The organism is Anabaena sp. FACHB-595, from assembly GCF_048568275.1.
Lineage (GTDB): Bacteria > Cyanobacteriota > Cyanobacteriia > Cyanobacteriales > Nostocaceae > Trichormus.
In genome coordinates, this window is sequence record NZ_CP183473.1 from 4,381,719 (window position 1) to 4,406,271 (window position 24,553).

Annotated in this window: 20 protein-coding genes and 1 pseudogene; 12 read left to right on the top strand and 9 right to left on the bottom strand. The window is 42.3% G+C overall.

Annotated features, from left to right (window positions below; translation table 11 throughout):
* Positions 1–71 precede the first annotated feature (71 nt).
* The 3 genes from ACN222_RS18175 to ACN222_RS18185 all read right to left on the bottom strand — a co-directional run bounded on the left by ACN222_RS18175 (position 72) and on the right by ACN222_RS18185 (position 4,047).
* Positions 72–1,112, bottom strand: a complete 1,041-nt coding sequence (locus ACN222_RS18175; RefSeq protein WP_010997778.1) for a M42 family metallopeptidase — start codon at positions 1,110–1,112, stop codon at positions 72–74.
* A gap of 169 nt (positions 1,113–1,281) precedes the next feature.
* Positions 1,282–2,340, bottom strand: coding sequence for an SGNH/GDSL hydrolase family protein (locus ACN222_RS18180; protein WP_010997779.1), 1,059 nt, complete (start codon positions 2,338–2,340; stop codon positions 1,282–1,284).
* Positions 2,341–2,706: 366 nt separating this feature from the next.
* Complete coding sequence (locus tag ACN222_RS18185) at positions 2,707–4,047, bottom strand: S-layer homology domain-containing protein (protein ID WP_044521851.1); 1,341 nt, start codon at positions 4,045–4,047, stop codon at positions 2,707–2,709.
* A 420-nt stretch (positions 4,048–4,467) separates the two neighbouring features.
* Here ACN222_RS18185 and ACN222_RS18190 point away from each other — a divergent pair, with 420 nt between their 5' ends.
* A complete protein-coding gene (locus ACN222_RS18190) occupies positions 4,468–5,430 on the top strand; it encodes an IS110 family transposase (RefSeq protein WP_010994426.1) in 963 nt (320 codons plus the stop codon).
* Between the two features lie 89 nt (positions 5,431–5,519).
* Here ACN222_RS18190 and ACN222_RS18195 read toward each other — a convergent pair whose 3' ends face one another.
* Positions 5,520–5,723, bottom strand: a complete 204-nt coding sequence (locus ACN222_RS18195; RefSeq protein WP_010997781.1) for a hypothetical protein — start codon at positions 5,721–5,723, stop codon at positions 5,520–5,522.
* On the opposite strand from ACN222_RS18195, the pseudogene mutS reads away from it, so the two are divergent.
* The 4 genes and pseudogenes from mutS to ACN222_RS18215 form a co-directional block, all read left to right on the top strand.
* A pseudogene (gene mutS, locus ACN222_RS18200) lies at positions 5,718–6,923 on the top strand (DNA mismatch repair protein MutS); the annotation flags it as partial. The gene ACN222_RS18195 and the pseudogene mutS sit on opposite strands and share 6 nt — an antisense overlap.
* Before the next feature lie 120 nt (positions 6,924–7,043).
* Positions 7,044–7,817 (top strand): TIGR04255 family protein, encoded by a 774-nt coding sequence (locus ACN222_RS18205; protein ID WP_010997783.1) that lies wholly within the window; start codon positions 7,044–7,046, stop codon positions 7,815–7,817.
* Positions 7,814–8,353: a hypothetical protein gene (locus tag ACN222_RS18210; protein WP_010997784.1), complete on the top strand. Its 540-nt coding sequence runs from the start codon at positions 7,814–7,816 to the stop codon at positions 8,351–8,353. Before ACN222_RS18205 ends, ACN222_RS18210 begins: the two co-directional genes overlap by 4 nt.
* Before the next feature lie 45 nt (positions 8,354–8,398).
* Positions 8,399–8,878 carry a hypothetical protein gene (locus ACN222_RS18215; RefSeq protein ID WP_199315928.1) on the top strand — a complete coding sequence of 160 codons (480 nt, stop codon included), beginning with the start codon at positions 8,399–8,401 and terminating at the stop codon, positions 8,876–8,878.
* A gap of 203 nt (positions 8,879–9,081) precedes the next feature.
* On the opposite strand, the gene ftsH2 is transcribed toward ACN222_RS18215, so the two are convergent.
* A complete protein-coding gene (ftsH2, locus tag ACN222_RS18220) occupies positions 9,082–10,968 on the bottom strand; it encodes an ATP-dependent zinc metalloprotease FtsH2 (protein ID WP_010997786.1) in 1,887 nt (628 codons plus the stop codon).
* A 334-nt stretch (positions 10,969–11,302) separates the two neighbouring features.
* A complete protein-coding gene (locus ACN222_RS18225) occupies positions 11,303–11,797 on the bottom strand; it encodes a hypothetical protein (RefSeq protein WP_190449808.1) in 495 nt (164 codons plus the stop codon).
* A gap of 409 nt (positions 11,798–12,206) precedes the next feature.
* Between ACN222_RS18225 and ACN222_RS18230 the strand changes: the two genes are divergently transcribed.
* From ACN222_RS18230 to ACN222_RS18260, 7 genes are all read left to right on the top strand, one after another.
* On the top strand, positions 12,207–14,027 hold the full coding sequence (locus ACN222_RS18230; protein ID WP_010997788.1) for an aspartate kinase: 1,821 nt from the start codon (positions 12,207–12,209) through the stop codon (positions 14,025–14,027).
* Positions 14,028–14,166: 139 nt separating this feature from the next.
* Positions 14,167–14,373, top strand: a complete 207-nt coding sequence (locus ACN222_RS18235; protein WP_231865477.1) for an element excision factor XisH family protein — start codon at positions 14,167–14,169, stop codon at positions 14,371–14,373.
* Entirely contained in the window at positions 14,361–14,705 is a 345-nt protein-coding gene (locus ACN222_RS18240) for a XisI protein (protein ID WP_010997789.1), read from the top strand. The genes ACN222_RS18235 and ACN222_RS18240 overlap by 13 nt, the downstream gene beginning before the upstream one ends.
* 432 nt (positions 14,706–15,137) lie before the next feature.
* Positions 15,138–15,740: a TetR/AcrR family transcriptional regulator gene (locus ACN222_RS18245; protein WP_010997790.1), complete on the top strand. Its 603-nt coding sequence runs from the start codon at positions 15,138–15,140 to the stop codon at positions 15,738–15,740.
* A gap of 41 nt (positions 15,741–15,781) precedes the next feature.
* Entirely contained in the window at positions 15,782–17,086 is a 1,305-nt protein-coding gene (locus ACN222_RS18250) for an ABC exporter membrane fusion protein (protein ID WP_010997791.1), read from the top strand.
* A 42-nt stretch (positions 17,087–17,128) separates the two neighbouring features.
* Entirely contained in the window at positions 17,129–18,295 is a 1,167-nt protein-coding gene (gene devC / locus ACN222_RS18255; RefSeq protein WP_010997792.1) for an ABC transporter permease DevC, read from the top strand.
* An 83-nt stretch (positions 18,296–18,378) separates the two neighbouring features.
* Positions 18,379–19,128 (top strand): DevA family ABC transporter ATP-binding protein, encoded by a 750-nt coding sequence (locus ACN222_RS18260; RefSeq protein WP_010997793.1) that lies wholly within the window; start codon positions 18,379–18,381, stop codon positions 19,126–19,128.
* 106 nt (positions 19,129–19,234) lie between these two features.
* Here ACN222_RS18260 and ACN222_RS18265 read toward each other — a convergent pair whose 3' ends face one another.
* The 3 genes from ACN222_RS18265 to purL all read right to left on the bottom strand — a co-directional run bounded on the left by ACN222_RS18265 (position 19,235) and on the right by purL (position 23,988).
* Entirely contained in the window at positions 19,235–19,801 is a 567-nt protein-coding gene (locus ACN222_RS18265; protein WP_010997794.1) for a Uma2 family endonuclease, read from the bottom strand.
* Positions 19,802–19,900: 99 nt separating this feature from the next.
* Positions 19,901–21,400, bottom strand: coding sequence for an amidophosphoribosyltransferase (gene purF / locus ACN222_RS18270; RefSeq protein WP_010997795.1), 1,500 nt, complete (start codon positions 21,398–21,400; stop codon positions 19,901–19,903).
* Positions 21,401–21,639: 239 nt separating this feature from the next.
* On the bottom strand, positions 21,640–23,988 hold the full coding sequence (gene purL / locus ACN222_RS18275) for a phosphoribosylformylglycinamidine synthase subunit PurL (RefSeq protein WP_010997796.1): 2,349 nt from the start codon (positions 23,986–23,988) through the stop codon (positions 21,640–21,642).
* Positions 23,989–24,553: the final 565 nt, after the last annotated feature.

Consider the following 24,553-nt stretch of genomic DNA (forward strand, 5'->3'; position numbering starts at 1 on the left):
TCTACAGTAATCAAGTTAAATATTGAATACATTCTTTCTATGATTTATTGTAAATAATAATATTATTTTCCCTAAAACTCAGTTTCGCAAAAAGCTTTCAATAAATTGATACAGTTGGAGATTGCACCCAAATGAGCAATTTCATAACCGTGGGTGTTTTGGGTAGGAAATGCCAAACACGCAGCACGTCCCACATGACCAAATTTCATCGCAATTGAAGCATCACTACCAAAGCCACTTAAGGTAGTTAGCTGCACAGACATATTCAATTGCTTCGCACATTGCCGCAGTTCTCCATTTAATCCCTCATCATATATCCCATAGGCATCCTGAACTAAAAGTACGGGATTTTCACTATCTTTAACAGGATATTCTTCAGATAGGGGACAAATTTCTAAAGCGATTAAGGCATCTAATTGCTGATTTTGGGTGAAAAATAATGCCCCAATTGCGCCTACTTCTTCTTTAGCCGATGCTACTAAATAAACATCAATTGCTGGCTGTTTTAATTGTTGAACTAAAGCCAACAAAATCGCTACTGATGCTTTGTTATCTAATGTATAACTAGCAATGTGATCCTGTAGTCTCACGGGACGTTTGCGATGTTTGCCAATTACCATTCTTGTCCCTGGACGAATCCCAGCAGCCTCTAATTCCTCGGTAGTGCGTTTGGTTTCAATCCAGGCGTTTTCCCATTTAACGGCTGTGTCTTCTTGTTGGACTTTCTGCGGTGATTCGTGGGAAACGTGGCGGGAACCAAAACTGAGAATACCGCTAATGGTTTCGTTGTCTCCTAATAAATCAACGACACCCTCACCATAAACCCAAGGGTAAGCACCGCCAAGCTTGCGGACTTCCACTTTTCCTGCATCACCGATATTTTTGACGATCGCCCCTATTTCGTCTTTGTGGGCTGTAATCGCTACTGCTATATCAGAGTTCTTCCCCGGAATCTTGGCTATGATATTATCGGCGCGATCGCTCCAAACTTCCACACCCAGCGCTGCAAATTTTTGTAACAAAAGTTGATTAATTTCGGTTTCTGCACCACTAGGGGAATGGTGCATCACTAATTCTTCGATATTTTCAAATAATTCGTTGTAATTCCACATCAATGCTTTTATTTAATCTCTATATCAGCTATATCCCATTATATTCAATATATTGTCTGGACAAGCTATTTCAACTAGAACTGCATGGGTATTTTATGGTGTTTATATACTTAAAAAATAGCGCTCATTCAAATAAATGAATGAGCAAGAGACAGCTAATTATCTAGTATTAACCTTTTTTCTGAACAGAAAATTTAATTGATTTTCTCTGTAAGCGTTTGATGTTGCTCATTGCACCCAATACACCTAGAAATAGTACACCAATTGTGGTTGAAGACTCAGGAGTTGTTGCCGCTAAGACTGATTCTGCTACTAATTTATGACCATCAGTTGTTGGGTGAACATCATCCCAGAAAAAATATTTACTGGGGTCGTTAATACAGTTAGGAAACTGAGATAGACAAGCATCAGTTACATTTTCAAAACCAAATTCACTTGGAGTCGCAAGCACACGATTAACTAAAGAATAAATATCAATTTCAATGATATTTACTTGTTGGGTGTTCCGAATTTCGTCTAGATTTTTGGCTAAGTTTGAGTTGAAATCTAGAGTCGCTTGAGTCAGTGCTGCGGGATTGCGACCATTTGTTCCCGATGCTGGAATCCTGCCCAAATCGGGCAAGTTGAACACTAAAATATTTTTTGCACCTATTGCCGCTAGGTTACTTACAGCCTGGGAAATATTCGTGTAGGGTTGGGGTCTATTGGGATCATTAGACCGAGGGGGAAAGAGATAGTCATTTGCACCACCAGACACAGCATAGAGTGCATTAGGATCAAGGCTTTGTTGATTAACCTGTAGTAACGCTTGAAAAGCAGATACTTGCTGTAAAACTCCAGGTAAAGGGAAACCAAAAGAGTTACCTTCACCGGAATTAGCACCACCGATAGCAAAGTTAATACCTTGTGTGGGAAAGGGTGTATTCAGAGGACGACTAAAGTTTAAATCAGGAACTAGATTAGTGATAGGCGTGGTTGTTAAACCTAACGTGTCTCCTACATAATCTACCCATATTGAACCATTAGAAAAACGCCCCGGCTCATACGGTGGACTGGGAGGAATAGCACTTGATGGATCAACTAACCCACCAGAAAGTTGAAATGTATTACCTGTATCAGATATGCTATCGCCAAATACGTAAAGCCCAGTAAAATTTGCAGCCGAAGCTTTTAGCGGCGACATCAAGGAGAGTGTAATAAAACTTGCCGCGATGAATTTAGTTTTCATTTTTAGTGAAATAATGAAATTTTATAGTTGAGCTTGTTTCATAAAGTTACAACCAACAATGCTGTTAACTAAGTGATTAATTTTTTCCACACCCTGTACAGCATTGCTAATCTTAGCTAAGTAACTTTACATAGCTAACCATAAGATATCAAGAAAAATTAGCTAAAAATATCAAGATTTTAAGTGAATTTCCGTAATAAGATTAATTTGCAATGTAAGCAATGACCGACGGTCGGTCGCAGACCATCGCGTTTCCTAAGCTGCCCTTGCTTGAACTTGTAAATCTTTTCGTGTTGGCGGTTGGCAGTTAACCGTCAACTGTCAACAAACCATACAAGTAACTATGTAATTTAAAAGCGTCATAGCTTACTGCGTAGTTGTTTGTTTTAACTTGAGTGCATCAACAGCCGATATACCTTCACCCTGACTGCCGAAATACCACAAAGCACCAGCTGCCTCAGCGCGAGTTACTGGTTTTTTGGGTTGAAACAGAGTTGTGTAACCAAATATGCGGCGAATATTCGCCTGTTCACTATTTTGAAAATCAGCTAAAACTGCCCTTAAAGCCTTAGGGTCAATTTTCCCTGCATCTTGGAAACCCCAAGTTTCCTTCACCGCTTCTAAATTGGCGTTGGGTAAAGCTTGACGGGTGTCTAGGGGAACTTTCCATAGAATCAACTGTTCCCGTGTCAGGGGTGCATCAGGACGGAACAAAACGGCTGTCGCATCACCAGATAAAGGGCTGGGAATTAAACCGGCTTCGGCTAATCCTTGAATGGCTGGAAAGTCAGCATCTTGAGACGACACATCAGTAAATGCTGCTTGTGTACTTTCCCCAGCCAAGCGAATCTGCTTCGCTGAATTATTGGCATACATAGCGTTATTGGCATTGACTAACCAACGAGCATATTCTCGCCGGGTAATGATTTTACCGGGTTCAAATTGGTTGGCGGGATTATTATTATTCTTATTCGTTGAAGATGCAGAACTAAAAACGCCCAACGCAGCTAAATCTTGAATATATTGGCGCAGTTGTTGAGGTACTTTATTTATATCGTTAAATTCTGATGCGACTGTTGGAGTAGTGGAATTATCTTTCGCCCAATTCGTCGGTGGTACTGGGCCGATAAACTGGGTATTACCTGCCGTGGGAATATTGGATGCTGCTGTGGCGGTGCTATTGGGGACGTACTCAATCTTGATTGATGTTGCTGTTTGGGGTTGATTGGCTGCGGCGTTCGTTACCGATTTGGGTTGAATCGATACATTTACCAGCAAATCGTTCCGACGTGCCGCAAAAGTACCCTCTACATCATCAGTTGGCTGTTGTAAAATCTGCCAATTGTTGGTCTGGAACTGGTTACGATAAAAGCTACTAATAAAATTGCTGGGGTCTGGACTCAGCCAAGTAGTGGAGACTCGCTTATCTGAACCACTGGCGGGGATAATTTCCTGTAATTGAGCATTTTGATATACAGGTATATCTTGGGGGAAATCCGCAGGTAATTGGACTGAGGGCTGATTTTGCCCTGGCTGGGGTTCACCCTCCTTAGTTTCCCCAAAGATCACTTGATTTGTTTGCAATCTCGGATCTGCTGCCAAAGACTGTTCTAGGTTTTTGGCAGTTGGAGTGTTTGCACAGGCTGTTAATGAAGTCAAGAAAACAGCCAAGCTCAAGACTAAAGTTGGTCGTTTACAAGGAAGCACAGGAAATCACAAATCGCGCGTCAATTCCTACCCTAGCGCAGAGTATCACCTCTGAACTAAGTTTGGGGAAAAATATGTCAGTGGTCATTAGTCATTAGGGAAAACCAAAAAATTTATCCGAAATTAATGGTTTGGTAGTAGGGTGCGTCAGTGCCATAGAACCTAACCATACTCAGAAATTATTCATACTGACGCACCCTTGTATATTAAAAGAAGTGGTAGACCGTCGCACCCTAGGTCATTAAAGACCGCTTTGTAGCATGGGTCACCACAACAATCTCTTTGACAGAACTCGAACAGTCGCCGGGGTCAAAGCTTTAAACTACTGACATTTAAAGTATACAGTCCGCATCGGGCAAGGATGAGTGAAATCAAGGGGATGAATTAAAAACTTCTTGACAAAATAGTTGAGATTCAAAAATGGAAAACATCTCTGTGTGGGTAGGCATTGACGTGAGCAAAGCGACCCTCGATGTTTATATCCGTCCCATCGGTAAAGCATTGAAGTTTGCTAATACAGAACTAGAAATATTTAATTTAGTTGAACAATTAAAATTTTATGATTTGAACCTCATCGTACTAGAAGCAACCGGAGGATTAGAAACAGAACTGGTCATTCAACTACAGGCAGCAATGCTACCAGTAGCATTAATCAATCCACGTCAAGGACGAAATTTTGCCAAAGCCACTGGTAAACTCGCCAAAACAGATGCTATCGATGCACAAATATTGGCACACTTTGGGGAAGCAATGAAACCTCAAGTGTTAAACATTGAGTCACAAGCATCTCGTCAATTAGGAGAATTAATTAGTCGTCGAAGACAATTAGTTGAGATGCAAACTGCTGAAAAAAATCGACGCTCACGCGCCCGTGGTAAAGCATTGGCAGATATTGAAGCACACATTGAATATCTTGACGAACGTCTCAAACAACTCAATCAAGAAATTGAGCAATTAACTCAAAACAATCAACAATGGATTGAAAAAGTTAATTTACTCAAAACTACTCCTGGTATTGGCCAAGTTATTTCGACAACTCTGGTTTCTGATTTGCCAGAACTCGGTCAACTCACTGCCAAACAAATTTCTCGCTTAGTTGGTGTTGCACCTATCAATCATGATAGTGGTCAACACAAAGGTAAGCGCATGATTAATGGCGGTCGCGCTCATGTTCGTGCCACTCTTTATATGGGTGCTGTTGTTGCTATGCGTCATAATCCGGTTATCAAGGCCTTTTATGAGCGTCTTGTCGAACGTGGTAAATCGAAAAAATTAGCTCTCACTGCTTGCGTTCATAAAATGTTAGTCATTTTAAATGCAATGGTTCGGGATAATTTACCTTGGCGTGTTACTGACAACTTACAACCCATTCCCAACGCTTAATCACAATTGACCGTTTTTATACTTGGAAATACTCTCCCTGATGATCCTATTGCCGCATTTGGGTCAATTTTTGATGCTCTTTTTTATCTTCACGGGAAATCCAGCAACTGGGGAAGATTCTGCGGCGAAGCGGAGTGGCTGGTGCGGGCTGCTACCATCTTAGCCAAGAGCCACAAGTCTTTTTGCCCGTACCAGCCACCGCAGAATCTAGCGCAGCGTTCCCCAGTTGCGTCAATGTTCAGAGTCCCGGTTTTTGTTAACGATCGCTTGACTTTCAAGACAGTCGCTTGCATCTCAAAGAAGGCGGCTTGATTCGTCCTGGCGTGAATCCTTTATTGGATGAGAGAAAGGCGACTGTCGAAGCAGACCACCAATGGATTGCTAATTTAGAAGTGGATGAAAGGGCGAGAACAGGAATCCCCTTGCTTAAGGTAGGATTTAACGAAACTTTTGGCTATTACATTAGTATTTCCCGCGCCAAAGCTGACCAAGTACCCGCCAATTACATCCGCAAGCAAACCCTAAAAAATGAGGAACGTTACATCACCCCAGAATTGAAGGAAAGGGAAGCCAGGATTCTCACAGCGCGGGATGATTTACATAAGTTGGAATATGAGGTTTTTGTCACCTTACGGGAAGAAGTAGGAGAACAAGCCGAAGCCATTCGCCATCTTTCCCGCGCCGTAGCCGCCGCCGATGTGTTGTGTGGTTTAGCTGAGTTGGCGGTTTATCAAGGTTATTGTCGTCCCGAAATGGTGAATGGACGAGAGTTAAAAATAGTTGACGGTCGCCATCCCGTGGTGGAACAGTCCTTACCTGCGGGCTTCTTTGTGCCAAATTCTACAGAGTTAGGGAATATTGAAGAAACTTCCCCACTCCCCGATTTAATTATTCTCACTGGGCCTAATGCTAGTGGTAAAAGTTGTTACCTGCGTCAAGTGGGATTAATTCAATTAATGGCGCAGATAGGGAGTTTTGTCCCGGCTAAGTCTGCTAGGTTGGGAGTATGCGATCGCATTTTTACCCGTGTCGGTGCTGTGGATGATTTAGCAACGGGTCAATCTACATTTATGGTAGAAATGAATGAGACAGCAAATATTCTCAATCATGCCACATCTAGATCCCTAGTCTTGTTAGATGAAATTGGCAGAGGAACCGCAACATTTGACGGTCTTTCTATTGCTTGGGCTGTTGCAGAATATCTGGCAATGGAGATTCGTTCCCGGACAATTTTTGCCACTCATTACCACGAATTAAATGAACTGGCGGGAATGTTACCCAATGTGGCTAATTATCAGGTGACAGTCAAGGAATTACCAGACCAAATCATCTTTCTCCACCAAGTCCAACCAGGAGGCGCTGATAAATCTTATGGTATTGAAGCGGGAAGGTTAGCGGGTTTACCAACCGTCGTCATTCAAAGGGCGAAACAAGTCATGGGTCAGATTGAGAAACATAGTAAGATTGCGATGGGTTTACGTGAAGGTCTTTAGGATTTTCATGGAACATCCAATTCTGATACAGAAAATAACGTTTAGTTCTTGTAGACTATCTTATGTATACATACTCAGAACTGAGCCATAAGTTTTTAACGGTTTCTAAATTAATGAAAAATGAGATTTCCTAATCCACCTATAACCGAAGCCATTTTTGATATAACGGTAAATCTTCCTGACAATTTTCATCAGGAAGAACTTTTAAATTTTCAAGAAGATATCAAAGAATCTTTTCCCAATATTCAGAAAAGAATGGCACTTCAAGGAGGTTTTGAATTTAATTTAGAAAAGCCGGAAGAAGTAAATCCTCAGTTTTTTTCAATATCCAATCAGCCTGAAGGATATATTTTCGTTTCTAGTGACCAAGAAAGAATTATTCAAGCTAAGTTACAAGGCTTCACGTTTAGTAAATTGAAACCTTATCAAAGCTGGAAAGATTTTTATGGAGAAGCATACAAACTATGGCAAAAATATGTTGAAGTTACATCCCCTTTAAAAGTAGTTCGTCTTGCTTTACGTTATGTAAATCAAATAATTATACCCATACCAGAAGAAGGGGGAATAGAATTAAAACACTATATAAAAATATTACCTGAAATACCCAGTGATTTATCGGTGGCGCTGGAAGGCTACTTTATGCAATTGGTTTTGAGTCATACAGAATATCAGCCATCAAGAGCAATCATTAATCAAACAATCGGTCAGATGGTTGAAAATGATGAAAGTAAAAAAGCGTATCCTTTAATATTGGATATTGATGTTTTTCAAGAAGTAAATCTATCTCCTGATGATGAAGAAATAAAAAACATTTTTGAAGCGAATTTAAAATGTTTTAGAGAAGATATATTTTTCAAGAGTATCACAGAAAAAACGGAGGAGCTTTTTCGATGAGTATATTATCTGCTCCCAAGAATGGTCATTCTTTAAATTCTATATCTAGTAGTGGTAACAGTGCTGAACACTATAAAATAGTAGAGACAGCAAAAACGGCTAGTCTACATAGACTAGAGTCAATCATATGGAAATACAGTATGTTTATCTATCTGTTTTCCAGTACAGATATTTCTGAATTTGAAGATAGAGTTGAAGAAATTCGAGATGCAGTCATTAAAGGTCATGCAGCTTTATCAAAAGAAGACCTGAAAAATCTCAGTCAAGTCATAATAAAATTAGATTTGTTTCGTCTACAAGCCATCGTAAGACTTCTTGCTCCTCTTTTAGAAAGTAAGTTTTATTCACAAGATGCGGCTTTAATGATTAGAATTTTACTAAAACACGCAGAAGCAGAAGTAAGATATGCAGCATTAGAGTCCATAAGTTTTGCTTTGGGTGAAGTGCCAATAGCAGAAGAATTACTTGCAGAAGCCAAGAATTTACTTAAAAATGAAGAGAGTACATTTGTACGTGAATACCTGGAGTCATTATAAGGTGTGAGTGAAATATGCTATTACAGGAGTGTAAAAAGCCTTGCCATGTGGAAAGCGGGAACGCAACAGCAGGCAATACCATCTCCAGACCATGCTAATAGATATTTAAGAGACATCAAAGAGGGAAAAGGATTTCCCTCCTTATGGCTAGCATCATGTTCTGAAGATTTAGAAAAAATTGCGTTGGGAATGCTACTACTCAAAGGTCATCTTGATACTGTAAACTTTATAGGATTTAAAGAATCTTGCTTTAGTAATGTAGGGTTAATAGTAAATCATGTCAAAGATACTAGTTTTCCTATCTCAGGAGTTGGTAATTTACACTATGAACTTTGTACATCAGATGATACTCAATTAATACCTGCAATCGAATTATTCTTAAAAGGGAATGGTTTTTTTGAAGAATTTGTGAAATCTCAACCCGATAAGAACAATATGCGAAAAATAGCAGCAAGATACATTAATGAGGTAAATCAGCAGTATCAAGCAAAGGCTATAGAGTGGGGTAAACAATACTTGGAGTGAAAGTTAGTATTACTCTTAGTTCTAATAAAGTATTGATATTACTGAATTTTTATACTTGCTTTATACAAATTTTTAGTACTCCATTATCTTCACAAAAAGCAAGAATGCTAATGGCTGGTTTGTAAACAAGTCATATTGAATGACTACAGAAAAAAGGGGATGATACCAATCATCCCCTGCTATTGAGTTATCAAACTTAAAGTTTACAGTTGTGGTACAAACTGCTGCTTATCAGGCACATCAGTGTACTCAGCGACAATTTGCCGGAACTCTTCGCCGTCGATGGTTTCTTTTTCAATCAGCAGATCAACTATGCGATCTGTCACGGTGCGATGTTCACGCATAATCTTCTTAGCGTTTTGATAGCATTCATCAACAATCAATCGGACTTGAGAGTCAATTCTTGCCGCAATTGATTCTGAATAATCGGATCTGGTCATCCAGTCACGACCTAAGAATACTTCTCCTTGCTGACTTTCCAAGGACAAGGGGCCTAAATCAGACATACCAAATCTTGTCACCATTTGCCGTGCCATTCCTGACACCTGTTGCAAGTCTCCGCCTGCACCAGTGGTCACTTCCGCAGAACCAAAAATGATTTCTTCCGCCGCACGACCACCCAAAGCGCCAGTAATTCTGGCTTTGAGTTGGGAACGAGAAATTAACCCTTGTTCTTCGTTAGGAGTAAACCAAGTCAAACCTTGGGCTTGTCCTCTAGGAATCAGGGTAACTTTCTGCACTGGGTCATGGTCTTTTAATAAAGTACCGACCAAGGCGTGTCCGACTTCATGGTAAGCAATTAAGCGCTTGCTCTTGCTATCTACTAGGGGTGTGCCTTCCATCCCGGCGACAACTCTATCAACAGCGTCATCAATTTCGCTGAGGGTAATACCTTCTTTGCGTCTTCTGGCGGTAAGAATAGCGGCTTCGTTAAGCAAGTTTGCTAAATCTGCACCAGTGAATCCGGGAGTACGACGGGCGATCGCTTCTAATGATACACTCGGATCTAATTTCTTATTCCGGGCGTGGACTTGCAGAACTTCCAAGCGTCCTTTAATATCTGGAGCATCAACGGTTACTTGTCTGTCAAAACGACCAGGACGTAACAACGCTGCATCTAATACGTCGGGACGGTTGGTAGCAGCAATAATAATGATGCCTGTATTGCCTTCAAAACCATCCATCTCGGTGAGTAACTGGTTGAGAGTTTGTTCTCTCTCGTCGTTACCGCCGCCAATACCTGCACCCCGTTGTCTCCCAACTGCGTCAATTTCATCGATGAAGATGATACAGGGAGCGTTATCTTTAGCTTTCTTAAATAAGTCACGCACGCGGGAAGCACCCACACCCACGAACATTTCCACAAATTCCGAACCGGAAATGCTAAAGAATGGTACACCAGCTTCCCCAGCGATCGCTTTTGCTAGTAAAGTTTTACCAGTCCCTGGAGGCCCTACTAACAGAACACCTTTGGGAATCCGCGCACCCACAGCCGTAAATCTTTCTGGCTGTTTGAGGAATGTCACAACTTCTTGCAATTCTTCCTTCGCTTCTTCGATACCAGCTACATCGTCAAACTTCACCCCAGTTTTGGCTTCCATTTGGAAACGCGCTTTGGATTTGCCAAAGTTCATGGCTTGACCAGGGCCACCCGGAAGATTATTAGAGCGACGGAACAAAAAGAACAATCCAGTAATCAATAAGATGGGGAACACTAGATTGCCCAACAATCCCCAGATAGCGCCATCATTACGTGCTGGATGAGCATCAAAACTTACTTTCTTGTCTTTAAGTTTGCTGATTAACTCAGGAGCGCTAACTGGCAAATCCACCCGCCAACGTTGGACACGGTTTTCGATATCTTGATCCTGGGCTTCCACAATAGCTGTTCTGCCGCCTTCGTATAAGTCAACGCTGGTAACACGTCCAGCATCTACATATTCCAAAAAGCGACCGTAAGTCATGCGAGTGTTAGCTGCATTCTTGCTCATGTCCGCAGGAGCGCCAGCAAACGTCCCTTGCCAAAAGAAAAAACCAATTACCAAAGCTGGCAATGTCCAGAGTACTAGGACTCTCCAAGAGAATTTCATTTTTAATTTGCCTCTAGATGCCAATTACGATTATTCATTTCTAGCAACTGGAGTTACTAGACGGTTGTACAACGGATGTTTATAAATCCATTTTCTTTAATCTGATATCTAATCATGCACCGCCATAAAGCTATAAGGCCGTTATGTGAAATCTAAGATGCCGATAAGAATCTTAATTAAATTTAACTTAATTCTAATACAAGATTGCAAGAGACTGGGGATTGGGTACTGGGGAAGGTGGGGGCCCCTCTGGGGATAAGGGGTAATGCGGACTGGGCGAAAATCTTGCGGTCAGTTCTTCCCCTGCTTCCCCTGCCTCTTGCCACTAACCACTCTACTTAACTTCGGTGATTTGTAACGTGTAGGGAAAATACTTGCCTTTTTGGTAAGAACCCACCCAAACTTGGTAATTTCCTGGCAACCATTCCCCAATTATGCCTGGATTTTTTCCGTCTAGGTCATCGTTACACCAAGTACCGCCTGGGCCTTTGACCACGATAGTGGTGTCTTGAGGAGATTGTACTTGCAGTTTTAAGTAATCAAATTTACTTGTGAGCCTGATAGTGTGGTCTGGTGTTTCATCTACAAATCCGTTACAGGGGCCAGTAGGCGTTTCTATTCTGCCAGTAATGCGGTTCCCCTCAACTGAGCCGCCACTCATACCCCGCACTACCAAGGGATCTGGAGAAAACTTCTGACTAATGGTGACATCTCCAAATATCGGTGGCGTTTCCTGCGCGTTGCTGCCGGCATGAAGTAACGAGATAACACCGAGTGTAAAGATGATGGAATATATCTGTATACCTTTATTTAGCGATGTTTTCGACATTTTGATCACATAAGCATCTCAGTGTTTAGCAAGACATGAATTTTACACCCTAAGTTCCCAATCTGGGCGAAATTGACTATTTAAATTATGAGTGTGGAAATTCATTTTGGTCGCAACCGATTTTTTAATTGAAGGTCTTCAGTCAAGCCTCAAGTTTTTACTCATAATTCCCGTAGGGTGGGCAATTCCCAGCAAAAACCCGATACAGTGGGCATTGCCCACCCTACAAATCGTTAAAAATGTGTATCTTTTGGTCATGATATTGCTGAAACATTTGTCTTACTCATGTTGTAACTTGTTGCCTGTATACTGCACGATGTTTAGTACACTAGATTACTAACAAGCCTTCAAGCCTTCCTAGCACGGCGGAAGTATTGAAACAAGTAGGCAACTTGGTTAGATAAAAGTTATGGCGCTTATAGTTCAGAAGTTTGGTGGTTCATCTGTCGGTTCAGTAGAACGTATTCAAGCAGTGGCACAGCGTGTCTACAAAACAGTGAAAGCAGGAAATTCACTGGTTGTAGTGGTTTCTGCAATGGGCAAAACCACCGATGGACTCGTCAAACTAGCTAATGAAATTTCTCGCAATCCTAATCGTCGGGAAATGGATATGTTACTGTCCACAGGGGAACAAGTCACCATTGCTCTACTCAGTATGGCATTGCAAGAACTTGGACAACCAGCGATTTCCATGACTGGCGCTCAAGTAGGAATTGTGACAGAAGCTGAACACACCCGCGCCAGAATTTTACACATCGAAACTGAACGAGTAGAAGGCCATATTAAGGAAGGTAAGGTAGTGGTAGTAGCTGGTTTTCAAGGGATATCCAGCAACGGCTCACTAGAAATCACCACTCTAGGGCGCGGTGGTTCCGATACATCAGCCGTGGCTTTAGCAGCAGCATTACAGGCGGATTTCTGTGAAATTTATACAGATGTGCCAGGAATTTTAACTACAGACCCCCGCATAGTGCCTGAAGCCCAGTTAATGGGTGAAATCACCTGTAATGAAATGCTGGAGTTGGCAAGTTTAGGGGCAAAAGTGTTACATCCCCGTGCGGTGGAAATTGCCCGTAACTATGGGATGCCTTTGGTAGTCAAATCTAGCTGGACAGATGATCCTGGTACGTGGGTAACTACACCAAAACCCCAAGGGCGATCGCTCATCAATTTAGAACTAGCCCGGCCAGTGGATGATGTAGAACTTGATACAGACCAAGCTAAAGTCGCTCTGTTACGCGTACCCGATAAACCAGGAGTAGCAGCAAAATTATTTGGGGAAATTTCCCGTCAAAAAGTAGACGTAGATTTAATTATTCAATCAATCCATGAAGGTAACAGTAACGACATCGCCTTTACTGTCACCACACCTATATTAAAACGAGCAGAAGCCGTAGCCGCCGCGATTGCCCCATCCCTCCGCAGTCCATCTCATCCCAAATCAGACGAGGCTGAGGTGATGGTAGAACAAAACATTGCCAAAGTCAGTATTGCTGGTGCAGGGATGATCGGCCGTCCTGGGGTAGCTGCCCAAATGTTCGCCACCTTAGCCGAAGCCGGGGTAAACATTCAAATGATTTCCACCAGCGAAGTCAAAGTTAGTTGTGTTATTGATGCCCAAGACGGCGATCGCGCTATCATTGCCCTCCGCAAAGCCTTTGAAATCGAAACCCCTCTCCACTCACAACTCCCCACGCCCTCTTCCCTCTCCACTCACAACTCCCCTCCCGTTCGCGGTGTCGCCTTAGACTTAAACCAAGCCCGGCTGGCTATTCGTCAAGTCCCAGACCGTCCAGGGATGGCGGCGCAGTTGTTTGGTATTCTCTCCCAGCACAATATCAGCGTAGACATGATCATTCAGTCTCAACGTTGTCGCATTGTTGATGGTGTTCCCCGTCGGGATATTGCTTTTACAGTCCCCCGCATGGATGGGGAAACTGCCCAAAAATTGCTCTGTCAAGTAGCCCCAGAGTTGGGTTGGGGTGATGTGGTTTTGGATAGTGCGATCGCTAAAGTTAGTATTGTCGGTGCGGGGATGGTAGGTCAACCAGGTGTAGCCGCCAAAATGTTTGAAGCATTAGCTAAACACCAAATCAACATTCAAATGATTGCCACCTCCGAAATTAAAATTAGCTGTGTTGTCTCTCAAGAACAAGGTGTACAAGCTTTACAAGTTATTCACACTGCTTTTGAGTTAGCAGGTACCGAGAAATTTGTTGTACCTGCGTAGTTGCTGAGTTTGGGCTAATTTAACTCATGATTTTAACGATAGAAAGGTTGATTTATAGTTAAACTATGCCCAAGTTAGACATCATCCACAACTCGGTAAAAAATGCACTAATTAATGATGGCTATCAAAGATACAGGATTTGAAAGAGGCACTTGGTCAGTACGATATCTACCGCTATCTTCTAGAGGAAACAGCACCAGACCGTAAGTTGTATATCGCTATCAGCACAGTTGCATACAACTTCTTCTTTATTCAGGATGTAACTCAACTTATTCTCAATAAACATCAACTTCCAATTATTGTTGTAAATTTAGAGACAGAGGAGATTACACGATGGATAAATTAACCGATTATCCTAAATTAATTCAGCGCATTTTGTCTGAATATATAGAACTGAGTAACCGCCGTTCAAACCCAGATATTGAAACATTTTTGATTGTGGATGAATCTAAAGCTCAATATATTTGGATGAATCTCGGTTGGCAAAATGGCGAGCGTGTTACTGGTATGACGGTCTATGTGCGGATTCGTGATGGTAAGTTTTGGATCGAAGAAGATTGGACTGAAGATGGGATCGCAACTGATCTAGTTCGTTTAGGTGTTCCTAAAGAAGACATTGTGCTAGCATTCCATGAGCCTAGTATCAGAAAGTATACAGATTTTGCTGTAGTTTCATGATGTATGAAACGCAGGGGTTGGTTTTGAAGGGTAGCCCGACAACTTTGTTGATGAGATTCAATTCAATCCCTTGGTCTATTGCGAAATTTTCTAGCAATCTCTGAACAAGATCACTATATATAGCGATCGCACTTTCTATACGGTGTCAAGTTTACTTCTATTCGGTTGGTATTTTCAGTAGACTTGACAGTACTGGAGACCTAGAATACATTAAGAAATATATAGCAATTTAATATTGACTTAATATTTTTCCTGCAAGAAAAGGCTTTTTGGCAAACCCAAAATTTTTTCTGGTCTGTCTAATATCACTTTCTAATCAGTCACAATAATATCCTGCAACCAAAAATAAAGCACTTGAAACCTAGCACTTGACGAGCAGGTAAAAACGTATATTATTAAATAACGAGCGTTCGATATAAATAATCCGTAATTATGCCTAAGATTGTTGATCATGACCAATATCGGAAAGAACTGCTCAGTAAATGCTTTGATTTATTTGCTGAAAAAGGTTACGGTTCCATCACCATGCGGCAAATTGCTCAAGGTTTGAATGTTTCTACAGGTACGCTGTACCATTACTTTCCTAGTAAACAAACGTTGTTTGAGCAATTAGTAGAAGAAATAAGTCAACAAGATGTGAGTGCAGCATTAGCTGAGATGGATGGAGCCAAAACGATAGAAGAGGCGATGACAGCCTTAGGTAGATATTTGATTAAGCATGAAGATTACTGTATTAAATGGACGTATGTTTGGGTAGATTTTTGCCAAAGTCAAGATGTAGAAGAAGTACAGAAAAATATTGTATTTAAACGAGTTAATCAACGTTATCAGCAAGCCGTTTGTGATTTTTTAGGCATTCAAGATACAGTGATAGCGACCTTTGTTTTGAGCTTGATTAATGGCTTGATTTTAGAAAAACTCTGGTGTAACCAGACAATTGATTTTCAAGAACAATGTGCTTTGTTAGGGAAAATGCTGACACTTTATTTAAAAAATAATCAAACAAATAAAATGGCTAACTCTTATCTTAATTGATTTCATTGATCGGTTAAATTAACTTATTTTGTGAGGAGAAGATGAATCAAAAACTGTTATTTAAGCCTGCTAATCAAGGGGTAATTGCATTAGTGATTGCAGCTACTGCCATGACATCGGGAATTGTTTTGTACGCAGTTAGTCAGTTTGGGCAAGTTAGTAAAACTAGTGCATCGGATGCTGTACCAACTGAGGCGATCGCTCCCAAGATAACTGCTTTGGGTAGACTAGAACCAGAAACAGAAGTGATCAGTTTATCTGCACCATTAGCCTTAGATGGCGATCGCATTGCTCAAATCCTGGTGGAAGAAGGTGATGAAGTGCAAGCTGGACAGGTAGTAGCAATTTTAGACTCCCGCGCCCGCTTGCAAACCGCCGTACTCCAAGCCGAAAAACAAATACGCGTTGCCCAAGCCAAACTCAATCAAGTCAAGGCTGGAGCCAAAACTGGCGATATCCGCGCCCAGCAAGCTAGCGTGGAACGCTTACAAGCCCAATCCCAAGGCGATAGAACAGGACAACAACAAACCATTGCGCGGATAGAAGCGCAATGGCAAGGTGACAGAATCGCCCAAGAAGCCACAATTAGGAAGCTAGAGGCAGAACTGAAAAATGCCGAAGCCGAATATCAACGCTATCAGCAGCTTTACTCAGAAGGGGCAATTTCTAGTTCAGCAATTGATACCAGACGCTTGAGTGTGGAAACTGCCAAAGAGCAACTAGACGAAGCCAAAGCAGTGCTGAACCGGATTAATTCCACTGCTAGCAAAGAACTAGCAGAAGCCAAAGTTGCACTGAACCGGATTAACGCCACCAGTAACAAGCAAATTAGCGAAGCCAAAGCCACACTCACCAGTATTGCCGAAGTTAGACCAGTAGATGTGCAAGCAGCACAAACAGAAGTTGAAGAGGCGATCGCTTCTCTCAAACGCGCCACAACCGACCTAGAAGCAGCTTATATCAGAGCGCCACAGGCGGGACAGATTCTCAAAATTCATACCCGTGTCGGCGAAAAAATCAGTGATGATGGCATTGCTGACTTAGCACAAACCGACCAAATGTTAGCTATTGCCGAAGTCTATCAAACTGATATCGGTAAAGTGAAACTGGGACAGCAAGCAGTCATTACCAGCCAAGCCTTTGGTGGCGAATTGCGAGGAAAAGTGTCCCAAATTGGCTTGCAGGTAGGACGACAAAACGTATTTAGCAACCAGCCAGGAGAGAACCTAGATAGCCGAGTCGTTGAAGTCAAAATTCGCCTCAACCCTGAAGACAGCAAAAAAGTTGCAAGTTTCACAAACTTGCAAGTGCAAGCAGCAATTGAAACAATTCAAAATTCCAAATGAAAGAATTTTCAGAAAACTATTGACTAACGACTAAATAATATTATGTTTTCTCAAATTTTTCGCAAAACTCCGCTAGCTTGGCGGCAGTTAATGAAGGAAAAGACTCGGTTAGCGGTTGCAGTTGCCGGTATTACCTTTGCCGATATGCTGATGTTTATTCAGTTAGGTTTTGAAAGTGCGCTGTTTGATGCGGCTGTGAAACCTCACCGCAATTTACAAGCAGATTTGGTGTTAATTAATCCTCAATTCCAAACTTTGTTTTCAGTCAAAAGCTTTTCTAGAGAAAGGCTATATCAAGCTTTAGGTTATGAGGGTGTGCAGTCAGTAACACCCCTTTATATAGGTACTGGACAGTGGCGTAATCCGGAAACTCGTCAGGATAGAGCCATCTTAGTATGGGGTATAGATCCGGCTGCATCTGCTTTTACATTTCCCGAAATCCGCAAAAATCAAGATCAAATTAAACAGCTAAATCAAGTTTTATTCGATCAAGCTGGCCGCCCAGAATATGGAGCCGTGGGTGATATCTTCAAAAAAACAAACAGCTTTCAAACAGAACTAAATAATATTGGCGTTAATGTTAGCGGAGTGTTTAGCAACGGAGCCTCTTTTGCGGCTGATGGTAATGTCATTGCTAGCGATTCCACATTTTTAAGACTATTTCCCGAACGCAAACCAGACCGCATCGAAGTAGGACTAATCACCCTCAAACCAGGGGTAGATAAAGAAAAAGTGCGATCGCAACTAGCCGCAGGGTTACCCAATGACGTTATAGTCTTGACTCCAGAAGGGTTTGCTCAAACTGAAAAAGATTACTGGGCAAATGGGACTGGTATTGGTTTCATTTTTGGGTTAGGTGTGGGAGTAGGGTTTATTGTCGGCATTGTAATTGTTTATCAGATTCTTTACTCTGATGTTTCTGATCACTTGCCAGAATATGCCACTCTCAAGGCAATGGGTTATACAGACCGCTATCTCTTATTAGTCCTTCTGCAAGAAGCATTGTTATTAGCTTTCCTTGGCTATCTCCCAGCTTATATCTTGTCTTTTGGGCTATATCAAGTTACTTACGCAGCAACTATGTTGCCCATAGCTATGAAACTAGAACGGGCAATCACTGTATTTATTCTCACCATTATCATGTGTACCGCTTCCGGTGCGATCGCTATGCGAAAACTTCGTTCTGCTGATCCTGCCGATGTGTTTTAGTTATTGGTCAGTTGTCAGTTGTCAGTTGACATTAGTTTTTCCCATACTCGCTGTCTTCTACTCCTTATTTCCTTAAAAAAACAATGTTACAAGAATTTGTCTCTGGAACCAATAACTCCCCATCCTCTTTAGAACCAGTCATTTCTGTTAGCAATCTCAATCATTATTTTGGTTCAGGTGGGCTTCGCAAACAAGTATTATTTGATATTAATTTGACTATTAACGCTGGGGAAATTGTGATTATGACGGGGCCTTCAGGCTCTGGGAAAACGACTTTATTAACTTTGATGGGTGGCTTGCGTTCGGCTCAAGAAGGGAGCTTGAAGATTTTAGGACAGGAAATATGTGGAGCTAGCAAAAATCAGTTAACTAAACTGCGTCGTCAGATTGGTTATATCTTCCAAGCTCATAACCTGATGACTTTTTTAACTGCAAAAGAAAATGTGCGAATGTCTCTAGAATTGCATGATGAGTTTTTTCATGAAGACATTAACTCCAAAGCGATCGCTATGTTAGAAACTGTTGGTTTAGGTGATAGGGTAAATTACTACGCCGAAAATCTTTCTGGAGGTCAAAAACAACGGGTAGCGATCGCCCGCGCCCTAGTCAGTCATCCTAAAATTGTTTTAGCAGACGAACCTACGGCAGCTCTAGATAAAAAATCGGGACGTGATGTTGTGGAACTAATGCAGAAACTAGCCAAAGAACAAGGCTGTACAATTTTGCTAGTTACCCACGACAACCGTATCTTAGATATTGCCGATCGCATCATATACATGGAAGATGGTCAGCTAAAAAGCGATGATATGGATATTGCCGCCAAAATGCACTAAATAATACTCTGCGTTCCTCTCTCTTGAAAAGTTTCCTAGGTCGGGCTAACCCTCCTCCAGAACTTTTCGCTGCGCTTTCCTTAGCGTCCCTCTGCGTTGAAAAAAACTAACCAAACAAAGGAGCGATCGCACAGGTAAAATTAGGCAAAAGGGGTGAGTTAAGTTCATCACCATGAAACAACGTGACGACTAACTTTAAAATCCCCTGTTCACGCCGATATACTTCCACCTGTTGCTTACGCCAATCTATAATCCAATATTCTCTGACACCTTGTGATGAGTAGAGCTTAAGTTTCAGTTCTCTATCTCGCCTTTCATTCTCATTTCCCAGTGATAATACCTCTACCACCAGTTCCGGTGCAGCCGTCAAATGACCAGCCTCATCTAATAAATTAGATAGTCTCTCATTGCTAGCCCAAACAACATCGGGAATTACGTTATCATTATCACCGAAAATTATCCCTGGAGCGATCGCCACTTCCCCCAGACCAGTAATCTGTGACCAATTATCTAAAGCGGTACTGATTCTGACACAAACTCGCTGATGTTTCCAGTGAGGCGCTCTCGTCACAAACAATTCCCCATCGATAATTTCATACCGCTTCCCGTCTTCTGGAAATAAAGCTAAGTCGGTGGTATTCCAGCGAACTTTTTCTGTCGTCGGCTGGTTCATAAGCCATCACTGTGAGGATATTTAATTATTTTAGCTTGGGTAGGCTTGAGACAGTGCTGAGTGAATTCTCAAAACCCAGCACTGATTTGTTCCTAATCCCTAAACTACTACCTTTTCTAAAATCAACTTAGCGCGTTTCACCTGTTCAGGAATACCAACAGGGTAATCACCTGTAAAACAGGCAGAACAGAAACTATTTTTGTCTTCTCTGGTTGCTTCTAACATCCCATCCCAACTGAGATAGGCCAGGCTTTCTACTTCTAATTGCTTGGCAATCTCTTCTACTGACTTAGTAGCAGCAATTAGCTGGTCTTGAGAATCAGTATCAATTCCGTAGAAACAAGGATGAGTTACTGGTGGGGAAGAAATCCGCATATGTACTTCGGCTGCACCAGCATCACGTAAAGCTTTAACTAGTTTGCGGCTAGTAGTACCTCTGACAATGGAGTCATCAACGATAATCACTCTTTTACCCGCCAGCACATCTTTGAGGGGGTTGAGTTTCATCTTAATCCCCGACTCCCGCATGGTTTGGGTTGGCTGAATAAAGGTGCGACCAACATAGCGATTCTTAATTAACCCTTCACCGTAGGCAACACCAGAAGCCTGGGAAAATCCAATAGCAGCAGGAATACCAGAATCAGGTACACCAAAGACAATATCAGCATCTACGTAGGATTCGGCTGCTAGTTGCCTTCCTAAACGCATCCGATAACTGTACAAACTCTCGTTGTGCATTTGGCTATCGGGACGAGCAAAATAAATCATCTCGAAAATACACAATCTTCGTTCTGGCTTTTGACTCCAGTGGTAGGAAGCTAAACCTTTTTCGGTAATCCAAACTACTTCACCTGGTTCTACATCTCGTAGAAATTCAGCGCCAATAATGTCTAAACCACAAGTTTCCGAGGATAAAACATAGCGCACAGGATTACCAGGCAAAATCCCAATTACCAGAGGACGAATGCCGTTGGTGTCACGCACTCCCATCACACCAACAGGTGTGCCAATCACTAAGCTAAAAGCTCCCTCGCAACGATGGAATGCTTGAATCGCCCCATCTAACCAGTCCGCACCTGCGTTGACTGCTTGAGCGATCGCAAAAGCAATCATTTCTGAGTCTGTGGTTGTCACTAGGTTGCAGTTGCTATTAACTAACTCTTGGCGCAACTTCACAGTATTGACTAAATTACCATTATGTGCTAGAGCTAGCTTGCCTAAACGAGTGTCTAGGACAGCAGGCTGGGCATTAACTTTGCGGCTGGAACCAGTGGTAGAGTAACGGGTATGACCAACGCCGATATCACCAGGCAACTCTTCTAAAATCGACTCATTAAAGACTTGAGAAACCAAACCCATGTCTTTATGCAGGTGAACTGTTGTACCCTCAAACGTGGCAATGCCAGCTGATTCTTGACCCCGATGTTGCAGGGCATACAATCCAAAGTAGGTCAGTTTTGCAACATTTTCTCCTGGGGCGTAAATGCCGAAAACTCCACAAGCCTCTTCTGGCTTGTCAGGACGATTTTCTTGACTATCAATTGGGTTGTTAGTCTGATTAGGGTACTCATCCGGAGTGACGGAATCAATGGGAATCATGCTAGCTTTGCTCCTGGCTGGGGTGTCAAGTCAAAATAATTCGTAACTATTTGGTCACTGGGAATATGTCTAGGGATAGTTGCGGAATCGTCTTAACAAATCTTTAACCATATATTAAAACAGTACCTTAATTGTGATTAAAGATGCTATTGATTTGAGGAATTTGTCATTTGTCAGTAGTCATTGGTTAGTTGTGACTAGTTAGGGGCTGTTAATTACGCCCCCTACTATCTACTTCTTCACAGGGCTAACCTTCTAGCGATCGCATTTTGATAGCGATCGTTCATTTCTTCGATGCTAACGCGGATTAAGGTTTGATTATCAGTAGTTAAAACCGCCAGATCTGTATCGGTATTTCCAACTATGCCTAATTTTTGCCAATTTTGTCCTAGATGTTCCTGTAAATAGGATTCCCAAGTTGCTTGCTGTGTTGATACTACAGATACTAAAATTCTGGCTCCACCCTCACCAAACAGCACCTCATCCAGGCGTTGTAACTGAGTAGGAGAAACTTCTAGGTGAATTTCTGCCCCCAGGTTGCCAGCAAGACAAGATTCTGCCAGCGCCACGGCTAAACCCCCCTCAGCACAATCATGAGCTGAACGTACCGAACCTGCATGAATCCCTTCACGACAAACTTTTTGTACACGGCGTTCTAAATCAAAATCTACCCGTGGGGGTCTGCCTGCTACAGTGTTGTGAATAGTCGCTAAATATTCAGATGCGCCTAAAGTGGTAATAGATGCGCCTAAAAGGTAAATCACATCACCTACACCTTGCCAACCTTGACCGCAAATTTTGGTTAAATCAGCAATCAACCCCACCATCCCCACAACTGGAGTTGGGTAAATTGGTTGGGGGTTGCCTTGAGTGTCAAAGGTTTCGTTATATAGAGAGACATTCCCACCAGTGACCGGGGTTGCCAATTCTCGACAACCTTCCGCCAAACCCCGACAAGCCTCCGACAATTGCCAATAACCAATGGGTTTTTCTGGACTGCCAAAATTTAAGTTATCTGTCACCGCCAAAGGTTCTGCCCCCACACAGCTAAGATTCCGGGCTGCTTCTGCTACCACTGCCTTAGCTCCCTCATAGGGATCAAGGTAAACATACCGAGGATTGCAATCCACCGTAGCCGCAACACCACTGAGGCTATTAACTCCCCCCTGCTCCCCTGCTCCTCTGCTCCCCTGCCCTTCTAGGGGACGTAAGCGCACAACTGCCGCATCTGCACCACCAGGGAGGAAAACCGTATTATTCTGCACCTGGTGGTCATATTGACGATACACCCAATTTTTCGAGGCGATCGTGGGAGTATTGAGCAAAGTTAACAAAATATCCTGCCAACTGTGCAGATTTCCTTGAATCTCAATACCCGCAGTTGTACCAGTAGGTAAGGCTTCAGATGACCATTCCCAAGCTAGACGAGCATATTCTGGGGGTTCTGCCAATAACTCACGCTCGTAAAGTGGGGTATTCTCTGCTAAAGCATCAGCCGGAATTTCCGCAGCAATTGCACCTTGAAAGAAAATTCTGACAATAGGTTCGGCAATCACTGTACCGGCAACAACCGCCTGTAGTCCCCAACGGTGGAATATATCGATTAATTCTTGCTCTCGTCCTTGATGAGCAACAAATAACATTCGTTCTTGAGATTCTGATAGTAAATATTCATAAGGAACCATCCGTGTTTCCCGCACAGGAATTTTATCCAAATCTAACTCAATCCCTACCCCACCTTTAGCCGCCATCTCGGAAGTAGAACAGGTAATTCCCGCCGCACCCATATCTTGAGCCGCGACCACTGCACCTGTTTTAAATGCTTCTAAACAAGCTTCAATTAATGATTTTTCCAAAAAAGGATCACCCACCTGCACAGCCGGACGGTCATCGATTGACTCATCACTTAATTCCGCACTGGCAAAACTCGCCCCTCCCATACCATCCCGTCCCGTAGTGGAACCCACGTACAATACAGGATTACCGATACCAGCAGCTCCAGATTTGACAATTTCTGGTGTTTCCATTAATCCCAAAGCCATGACATTTACTAGGGGATTTCCTGAATAGGCGGGATCAAAATAAACTTCACCACCGACAGTAGGAACACCGACACAGTTACCATAGTGGGAAATTCCAGCAACTACGCCAGAAAATAATCTTTGGGTTTTGGGGTCTTCTAAGGAACCAAAACGTAAAGAATTTAACAAAGCAATGGGACGCGCACCCATTGTAAAAATATCTCTGAGAATACCCCCCACACCAGTGGCAGCGCCTTGAAAGGGTTCAACTGCTGAAGGGTGGTTGTGAGATTCAATCTTAAATGCCAGTTGCAATCCTTCACCTAAATCCACAACCCCAGCATTTTCCCCTGGGCCTACCAGAATGCGGGGGCCTGTGGTGGGAAACTGTTTGAGTAGGGGGCGAGAATTTTTGTAGCAACAATGTTCTGACCACATCACCCCAAACATTCCCAGTTCAGCTTTATTGGGATGACGGCCTAATCTTCGGACAATTTCTGCGTATTCTTCTGGTTTGATGCCTTCAGCAGCAATTTCTTGAGGGGAAAAGGGAGATGTGGCAGTCATGGAAATAATGCACCAACAGGACAGAGCATTATTGTATCGATTTAGTGCGCTATGCGTGTCAGTTGTTAGTTGTTTTACTGGATAAGTTTTTGCTGCTGAGAATTGACCAAGCTCTCAGATTTTTTCATGGGAGGAGAAAAAATGTTCTTGTTTTGGCATAACTCCACCAATAGAAGGATTTCAAAAGTATTTATCCGGATATAGGATGGGCGCGAAGCTCTTATAGTTCAGTCCATACATTAAGCAAGCTCGCCGCTTCGCTATATTTTTTATTAAAAGAATAAAGCTGCTCACGTAGATACAGGTTATCCGGAAAAATAATGTGATAACAATCACATAGGTTTATGATTAAGATCGCTTACGTATAATCTACTAGATGACAATATTTAAGTATTACTGAACTCTAGCCGAGTCATTAATAGGGAACACACTAATTGCCGACAGTCTTTTACAAAGAGGTTGTCGGTTTTTTGTTTGGGAACTATTGATCAATGACCAATGACTAAAATAAAATTTCCCCACATCTGGTTGGTAACTTGACAGAGAGAGCTTGCCAGAGCCACTA

Excerpts from the sequence above, each read along its gene's own strand:
- ACN222_RS18260 (WP_010997793.1), top strand. The coding sequence starts at position 18,379 with ATGTTACAAGAATTTGTCTCTGGAACCAATAACTCCCCATCCTCTTTA.
- devC (WP_010997792.1), top strand. The coding sequence starts at position 17,129 with ATGTTTTCTCAAATTTTTCGCAAAACTCCGCTAGCTTGGCGGCAGTTA.
- ACN222_RS18180 (WP_010997779.1), bottom strand. The coding sequence starts at position 2,340 with ATGAAAACTAAATTCATCGCGGCAAGTTTTATTACACTCTCCTTGATG.
- purL (WP_010997796.1), bottom strand. The coding sequence starts at position 23,988 with ATGACTGCCACATCTCCCTTTTCCCCTCAAGAAATTGCTGCTGAAGGC.
- ACN222_RS18215 (WP_199315928.1), top strand. The coding sequence starts at position 8,399 with ATGTGGAAAGCGGGAACGCAACAGCAGGCAATACCATCTCCAGACCAT.
- ACN222_RS18240 (WP_010997789.1), top strand. The coding sequence starts at position 14,361 with ATGGATAAATTAACCGATTATCCTAAATTAATTCAGCGCATTTTGTCT.
- ACN222_RS18175 (WP_010997778.1), bottom strand. The coding sequence starts at position 1,112 with ATGTGGAATTACAACGAATTATTTGAAAATATCGAAGAATTAGTGATG.
- ACN222_RS18210 (WP_010997784.1), top strand. The coding sequence starts at position 7,814 with ATGAGTATATTATCTGCTCCCAAGAATGGTCATTCTTTAAATTCTATA.
- ACN222_RS18190 (WP_010994426.1), top strand. The coding sequence starts at position 4,468 with ATGGAAAACATCTCTGTGTGGGTAGGCATTGACGTGAGCAAAGCGACC.
- purF (WP_010997795.1), bottom strand. The coding sequence starts at position 21,400 with ATGATTCCCATTGATTCCGTCACTCCGGATGAGTACCCTAATCAGACT.
- ACN222_RS18250 (WP_010997791.1), top strand. The coding sequence starts at position 15,782 with ATGAATCAAAAACTGTTATTTAAGCCTGCTAATCAAGGGGTAATTGCA.
- ACN222_RS18265 (WP_010997794.1), bottom strand. The coding sequence starts at position 19,801 with ATGAACCAGCCGACGACAGAAAAAGTTCGCTGGAATACCACCGACTTA.
- ACN222_RS18205 (WP_010997783.1), top strand. The coding sequence starts at position 7,044 with ATGAGATTTCCTAATCCACCTATAACCGAAGCCATTTTTGATATAACG.
- ACN222_RS18230 (WP_010997788.1), top strand. The coding sequence starts at position 12,207 with ATGGCGCTTATAGTTCAGAAGTTTGGTGGTTCATCTGTCGGTTCAGTA.
- ACN222_RS18225 (WP_190449808.1), bottom strand. The coding sequence starts at position 11,797 with ATGTCGAAAACATCGCTAAATAAAGGTATACAGATATATTCCATCATC.
- ACN222_RS18245 (WP_010997790.1), top strand. The coding sequence starts at position 15,138 with ATGCCTAAGATTGTTGATCATGACCAATATCGGAAAGAACTGCTCAGT.
- ACN222_RS18195 (WP_010997781.1), bottom strand. The coding sequence starts at position 5,723 with ATGCAAGCGACTGTCTTGAAAGTCAAGCGATCGTTAACAAAAACCGGG.
- ftsH2 (WP_010997786.1), bottom strand. The coding sequence starts at position 10,968 with ATGAAATTCTCTTGGAGAGTCCTAGTACTCTGGACATTGCCAGCTTTG.